The sequence below is a fragment of the Bradyrhizobium sp. SZCCHNRI1009 genome, from assembly GCF_032487575.1.
In the GTDB taxonomy this organism is placed as follows: Bacteria; Pseudomonadota; Alphaproteobacteria; order Rhizobiales; family Xanthobacteraceae; genus Bradyrhizobium.
Genome location: NZ_JAUEUL010000009.1, coordinates 261,856 through 268,445 on the forward strand (window position 1 = coordinate 261,856; position 6,590 = coordinate 268,445).

Sequence of the window (6,590 nt, forward strand, 5' to 3'; positions counted from 1 at the left end):
TAAGTGACGCCATGTACCTGTCCATCGCCACCACCCATCAGCCTGCCACCGATCTCGGCTACCTGCTCAACAAGCATCCGGAGCGGCTGCACGAGCTCGCGCTCACCTATGGCAAGGCGCTGATCTTCTATCCCGAGGCCAGCAATGATCGCTGCGAGGCGGCGCTGGTGCTCGACGTCGATCCGATCGGCCTCGTCCGTGGCAACGGTCAGGGCGACGGGCTGCTCGATCAATATGTCAACGACCGCCCCTATGCCGCGTCGTCGTTCCTGTCGGTCGCGCTCAACAAGGCGTTCCGGACCGCGATGAACGGCGTCAGCAGTGCGCGCCAGGAGCTTGCCGACAGCGCCATCGCGCTGGAGGCCGTGGTGACGCCCCTGCCCCTGCGCGGCGGCGAAGCCGTGCTGCGGCAGCTGTTCGAGCCGCTGGGCTGGCAGGTCGAGGTCGCGCCTATCGCCGGACCGCAGGGCGATCCCACCAGCCGCTACGTACGACTGACGTTGCGCGGCACCGCCAGGCTCAGCGCGCTGCTCAACCATCTCTACGTGCTGATCCCCGTCATGGACGATGCCAAGCATTACTGGGTCGGCGACGAGGAGATCGACAAGCTGCTCAAGCGCGGCGAAGGCTGGCTCGACGCCCATCCTGCCAAGGAGCTGATCGTGCGCCGCTATCTGCGCCATCGCGGCGTGCTCGCGCGCGCGGCATTGGCGCGGCTTGCGCCGGAGACACAGGACGAGACGGCCGAGCCCGAGGCGCGCAGCCTGACAGAAGACAAATTGGAGGCGCCGATCCGGCTCAACGACCTGCGCATGACGGCGGTCATCGAGGCGCTGCGGACCACCGGCGCCAAGACCATCGCCGATCTCGGCTGCAGCGAAGGCCGGCTGCTGCAGCTTCTGGTACGCGAACGCTGGGTCGAACGACTGATCGGGCTCGATCCCGCGGCCGGCGAGCTGGAGCGCGCGGCCAAGCGGCTCAAGCTGGGCTTCCCCGGTGGCCCGCCCGAGGGCCGCGTCACCTTGCTGCACGGCTCGCTGACCTATCGCGACGCGCGCTGGGCGGAGGCCGACGCCGCTGTTCTGGTCGAGGTGATCGAGCACCTCGATCCCGACCGGCTGCCGATGCTCGAGCGCGTGGTGTTCGGCGCCGCGCGGCCGCGCGCGGTGATCGTGACCACACCGAACGCCGACTACAACGCACTGTTTCCAAGCCTGCCCGCCGGACAGTTTCGCCACCGCGACCATCGCTTCGAATGGTCGCGCGCCGAGTTTGCCGACTGGGCGCAGCGGATCTGCGCAACCTTCAACTATCAGGCCGCCTTCTCCGGCATCGGCCATCACGACGAGAGCCATGGCGCGCCGACGCAGATGGCCGTCTTCACTCGCTGAGCAATTCCATGAACATCGAAATCCCCGATTTCGCGCTGGTCGTGCTGATCGGCTCGACCGGCTCCGGCAAGTCGACCTTCGCCGCCAGGCATTTCCTTCCGACCGAGGTGATCTCCTCGGACCATTGCCGCGCGCTGGTCGCCGACGACGAGACCGACCAGGGCGTCTCCGCCGACGCGTTCGACATCGTCCGCGAAATTGCCGGCAAGCGGCTGAAGCACCGCAGGCTCGCCGTCATCGACGCCACAAATGTGCGCCCTGCCGACCGGAAGGGCTGGGTCGAGCTCGCGCGCAAATGGCATGCGCTGCCGGTCGCGATCGTGTTCGATCCCGGCATCGACGTCTGCATCGACAGAAACAGGACGCGTCCCGAGCGCGCCTTCGGCGGCCCCGTCGTGCAGCGCATGGTCTCGGAGATCCGCCGTGGTCTCGGTGGGCTGCAGCGCGAGGGCTTTCGCCAGGTGTGGAAGCTCGACAGCGTCGCGCGCATCGAGGCCGCGACCATCGCGCGGCAGCCGTTGTGGACCGACAAGCGGCATGACGCCGGACCGTTCGACATCATCGGTGACGTACACGGCTGCGCGGCCGAATTGCAGGCGCTGCTGGCGAAGCTCGGCTATCAGGTCACATGGAGCGACACAGAGGGTCGACGCGCCGTCACAGTGACGCCGCCCGCGGGCCGCAAGCTCGTCTTCGTCGGCGACCTCGTCGACCGCGGCCCGCAGTCACCCGATGTGCTGCGCATCGTCATGAGCATGGTGGCGGCCGGCACCGCCTATGCCGTGCAGGGCAATCACGACCGCAAATTCCAGCGCTGGCTGGCGGGCCGCAAGGTCACGATCGCGCACGGCCTGCAGGCCACGATCGATCAGCTCGCCAGCGAGGAGCGAAGCTTCCGCGACACTCTGCCGGGCTTTCTCGACGGGCTGCGCAGCCATGTCTGGCTCGACGGCGGCCGGCTCGCGGTGGCGCATGCCGGGCTGAAGGAGGAGATGATCGGCCGCGGCTCCGGCGCAGTGCGCGAATTCGCGCTGTATGGCGAAACCACCGGCGAGATCGACGAATTCGGCCTGCCCTTGCGCGCCGACTGGGCCGCGAACTACCGCGGACCGACCACCGTGGTCTACGGTCACACGCCGGTGCGATCAGCCGAATGGGTCAACAACACCATGTGCATCGACACCGGCTGCGTGTTCGGCGGCCGGCTGACAGCGCTGCGCTGGCCGGAGCGTGAGCTCGTCGAGGTCGAGGCCGAGCGCGTCTGGTGCGAGCCGGTCCGTCCGCTCGCGCCTCGCGCCGGCAGCGCCTCCGCGCAGGCCGAGGCCGATCAGCTGCTCGATATCGATGACGTGAGCGGCCGCCGCTGGATCGACACCACGCTGCGCGGCCGCATGGTCGTGGCCGAGGAGAACGCGGCCGCCGCGCTGGAGGTGATGAGCCGCTTCGCGCTGCCGCCGCAGTGGCTGGTCTATCTGCCGCCGACCATGTCGCCATCGGAGACGAGCGCGCGCGAGGGTTGGCTGGAACGGCCCGAGGAGGCGTTCGCGCATTTCCGCGCCCGCAACGTTGCCGAGGTCGTGTGCGAGGAGAAGCACATGGGCTCGCGCGCCGTCATTGCGCTATGCAACAGCGCCGATGTTGCCAGGGCCCGCTTCGGCATCGCAGGCGACGAGAGCGGCGCGATCTGGACCCGCACCGGCCGCGCCTTCTTCAACGATGCCGCGATGACCGAGGCGCTGCTGGCACGGCTGCGTGACGCTGTCGACAGCGCCGGCCTGTGGCAGGAGCTGCAATCCGACTGGCTGCTGCTCGACGCCGAGATCATGCCCTGGTCGGCCAAGGCCGGCAGCCTGATCGAGAGCCAGTACGCGCCGGTCGCGGCGTCATCGGTCGCCGGCCTCGAAGCAGCCGCCGACGCAGTGGCGCGCGCCGCCGCGCGTGGCCTCGATGTCGCCGCGCTCGGCGACCATTTCCGCGATCGTGTCGCGCGCGCCAAGCGCTATGGCGCTGCCTGGGCGCCTTATGTCTGGCCGGTCGGCGGCATCGACGATCTCAAGGTCGCGCCGTTTCATCTGCTCGCCAGCGAGGGCCGGGTCTGGTTCGATCAGGACCACGTCTGGCACATGACGCTCGCCGATCGGCTGGCCGCCGCATCAGCATCCGTCGTCACCCGCACGCAATGGCGCACTGTTGTGCTGGCCGACGACACGGCCGTCGCCGACGCCATCGCGTGGTGGGAGCAGCTCACGGGAAGCGGCGGCGAAGGCATGGTGGTGAAGCCGAAAAACTTCGTCGCGCGCGGACCGAAGGGCCTCATTCAGCCGGCGCTCAAGGTGCGCGGGCCGGAATATCTGCGCATCATCTACGGCCCGGAATATGATGCGCCGGAGCACATCGTCCGGCTGCGCCAGCGCAAGCTCGAGGGCAAGCGCAACCTGGCCCTGCGCGAGTTCGCGCTCGGCCACGAGGCGCTGACCCGCTTCGTCGCCCGCGAGCCGCTGCGCCGCGTGCACGAATGCGTGTTCGCGGTGCTGGCCTTGGAGAGCGAGCCGATCGATCCGCGGCTGTGATTCAGGCGTTGCGTCGCGCTCAGCCGAGCGCGGCGCGAACTGTCATCAACGCGAAGCCAAGCAGGTTGAGACCACGCCAGCGCGCGGGATCGCGCGCCCGCGGATCATCGGCGGCGAGGCCGATGCCCCAGATGCGGTCGACTGGACTCGCCTCGACCAGCACGGCGTTGCCGGTGGCACGGAGCCACTCCGCAAGCGCCGGGTTCTGGCCGAACTTCGCGGCGTTGCCGCGCACGGCGACGTCGAGCCGGTGCGCGGTCCAGCGCGCGTCGTCGAAGCCGCGCACCTCCCGTCCGAGCTTCTTCGCCTCCGACGGACCCGGCGCGGCGAGAATGGCGTCCAGCGTCTCGCGGTCGCCAAACAGCTCGGCCTTCTGCGCCATCATGTAGTGCTCGGCGGTCGCATAGGTCCGCCCGTCGAGCGCGAACGCTGCCGACCACCACTGGCTGAGCACGTGCTTGCCGATCTCGCTCGTCTTGGCAGTGTGTCCCCAGAACAGCAGAAGCTCCGGCGCGCGACCGCCAGCAATTGCAGCCTTCAGAGACTCGACATCTTCAATTGGCATCACGACCCCATTTCGTTGCGGGCAGCGACCGGGTGTGCCAGATTTTCCTGCGATGGACAAACCTGTCCCACGTGAGCCACGGCCCTTACGCTCCGAACGCGCGCAAAATTCGGCCGCTTTGGAATCGGACATATCGACGCCGCCGAGCTGAAGGAAGCAGTGAGCATGGGATCGTTCATCACCAACCTCCACGTTCGCGACGCCGCACCTCGCGCGGTCATCGAGGCGCTCAAGTCTCTCGGCGTCGTTCCGGCCTATGTGCGTGGCTCGCCTGCCGATGCCTGGACCAGCATTTTCCCTCAAGCCGCGTTTCAAGATGAAGCGGGCCTGTCGGCTCTGGCGCTCGCGCTTTCGAGCGCGCTGCAACGGCCGGTCATCGCCTTCATCGTCCATGACAGCGATATCCTGCTGTATCTTCTCGTCGATGACGGCAAGCAGCGCGACAGCTACAACTCGGCACCCGGCTATTTCACCGGCGAGAACCTGCCGCCCGAGGGCGGTGAGCCCGAGGCGCTGGCAACCTATTGCAGGGCGGACAACGCGACGGACCAGCTGTCGCGGCTTCTGCATCCCGAGCGACATTCCGCCGACCAGGCCCAATCATCGGGACAAACGGAGCACGAGATGATCCTCGACGCGGTGCGTAAGAAAGCGATCCAGGCCTATCCGATAATTGCCGCCAAGATGCCGAATCCGCCGAGCCTCGAGCAATATCTCGCCGACATCGAAAGGCGCATGGCCACAAGGCCTGCCGCAACCGTCCCCACGCCGTCCCCAGCCAAGCCGTTCATGTTTGCCGAAGACAGGTTGACGGGCCCCGCCGAGCTTCTCGGCATTCCGAGCGGACGTGCCCTGGACAGTTATCACTACCTCTCCGGTGGCGAGGGCACGCCCGGAATGTTGACGCTGATCGGGCCGGACGGCGAAACCGAGATCAGCTTGTCTTGAGTGCGCGGACCGGCTTCTGAGACCCGTCTCGTCATCCCAGCGCGCAGCCGCGGGGGCGCACGAGCGAGCCGATCGAGCGGCGGGGTGAGCGTAGGACGGTGGCCTCAGGTCGACGAGGGTGAGCTTCCGCAGGGCCGCTGACATCGTCACCGATGTGCCGGCTGCCTTCGAGGAGATCGAAGCCATCGCGGTCATGCTGCTGACGCAGCAGGTATTGGTACTGCCACTCGATGTCGGCGATATCATCATCGTGGAGCAGCTTCCTGGCAGTCACGCCGTTTCCTCCAGGCACGATTCCCGGAACGCGAAGCCGTTCCTCCGGCGCGATCCCCTTCGGCTTGATCCTGCGCAACGAACGGACGCAGGACACACGCTACCTCGCTACCGTGCCTACACCACTCCCCAAGGAGGCTTGAATGAGGACGTCCTTGCAACTCGCCATCGTCATCGCCGCCATCGCGGCCATGCCCGCTTTCGCTCAGGGAACCGGGCCGGTGGCAACGCAATGCGCCGCTGACATCCAGAGCTTCTGCTCCGGCAAGCAGCACGGCGCAGGCCAGGTTCGCGCCTGCCTCGAGACCAACCGCGAGAAAGTCTCAGCGGATTGCCGCCAGGCTCTCGACACGACGGGACCCGGCCGAGGCAAAGGCCAAAGACGCTGAGCATGCGCATCGGCTGGCCTGGCCCCGTTCCGGGTGCAGGCCAGCCGGCAACTTCCACAGCGATCCGGCTTTGTCTGCGCCCAGACGAAGCCGATCTTCGGCGCCAAACACCAGCCCTTCCAATGCGATCGAGGTTCGCACGCCGCGTCCACGAAAATTTCGCTTTCGTTTTTCCGAATTTTATGAAATACTCCGCCTGTCCCGCCTCGCCATGAGGGGCGCTTCGCGATCGTCACGAACGTGGAGGCGGTGATGCGACGGGCGTAGGCTGCCGCAGCATGGTTCTCCGTGCGGACGAACGGCAGAATGCGCCGGCGAAATCGTGTGGTCCTGGCCTCCCGATGCTGAGGTCAAGCCGGCCGAGATGATGACCGGCTGGCGACGGGGGCAAACAAGCCGGTCCCCGGGGAGCAACTGTCTTTTTTGTAGACCGGTGATCGGCCGGCCTCAAGGC

Annotated in this window: 6 protein-coding genes; 4 read left to right on the forward strand and 2 right to left on the reverse strand. The window is 67.3% G+C overall.

Annotation, left to right across the window (positions count from 1 at the left end; genetic code table 11):
* Positions 1–11: 11 nt before the first annotated feature.
* Both QX010_RS18430 and QX010_RS18435 read left to right on the forward strand, forming a co-directional pair.
* The gene (locus QX010_RS18430; RefSeq protein WP_316181002.1) at positions 12–1,391 is read left to right on the forward strand and encodes a 3' terminal RNA ribose 2'-O-methyltransferase Hen1; all 1,380 of its coding nucleotides are present in this window, start codon (positions 12–14) and stop codon (positions 1,389–1,391) included.
* Positions 1,392–1,399: 8 nt separating this feature from the next.
* Positions 1,400–3,961 (forward strand): polynucleotide kinase-phosphatase, encoded by a 2,562-nt coding sequence (locus QX010_RS18435; protein ID WP_316181005.1) that lies wholly within the window; start codon positions 1,400–1,402, stop codon positions 3,959–3,961.
* Between the two features lie 19 nt (positions 3,962–3,980).
* Here the strand turns inward: QX010_RS18435 and QX010_RS18440 are convergent, their stop codons facing one another.
* Entirely contained in the window at positions 3,981–4,526 is a 546-nt protein-coding gene (locus tag QX010_RS18440; protein ID WP_316181007.1) for an NADAR family protein, read from the reverse strand.
* Between the two features lie 165 nt (positions 4,527–4,691).
* On the opposite strand from QX010_RS18440, the gene QX010_RS18445 reads away from it, so the two are divergent.
* Complete coding sequence (locus QX010_RS18445) at positions 4,692–5,474, forward strand: hypothetical protein (protein ID WP_316181009.1); 783 nt, start codon at positions 4,692–4,694, stop codon at positions 5,472–5,474.
* 31 nt (positions 5,475–5,505) lie between these two features.
* Here the strand turns inward: QX010_RS18445 and QX010_RS18450 are convergent, their stop codons facing one another.
* Positions 5,506–5,748 carry a hypothetical protein gene (locus tag QX010_RS18450; RefSeq protein ID WP_316181011.1) on the reverse strand — a complete coding sequence of 81 codons (243 nt, stop codon included), beginning with the start codon at positions 5,746–5,748 and terminating at the stop codon, positions 5,506–5,508.
* A 154-nt stretch (positions 5,749–5,902) separates the two neighbouring features.
* Between QX010_RS18450 and QX010_RS18455 the strand changes: the two genes are divergently transcribed.
* A complete protein-coding gene (locus tag QX010_RS18455; protein ID WP_316181013.1) occupies positions 5,903–6,136 on the forward strand; it encodes a cysteine rich repeat-containing protein in 234 nt (77 codons plus the stop codon).
* Positions 6,137–6,590 lie beyond the last annotated feature (454 nt).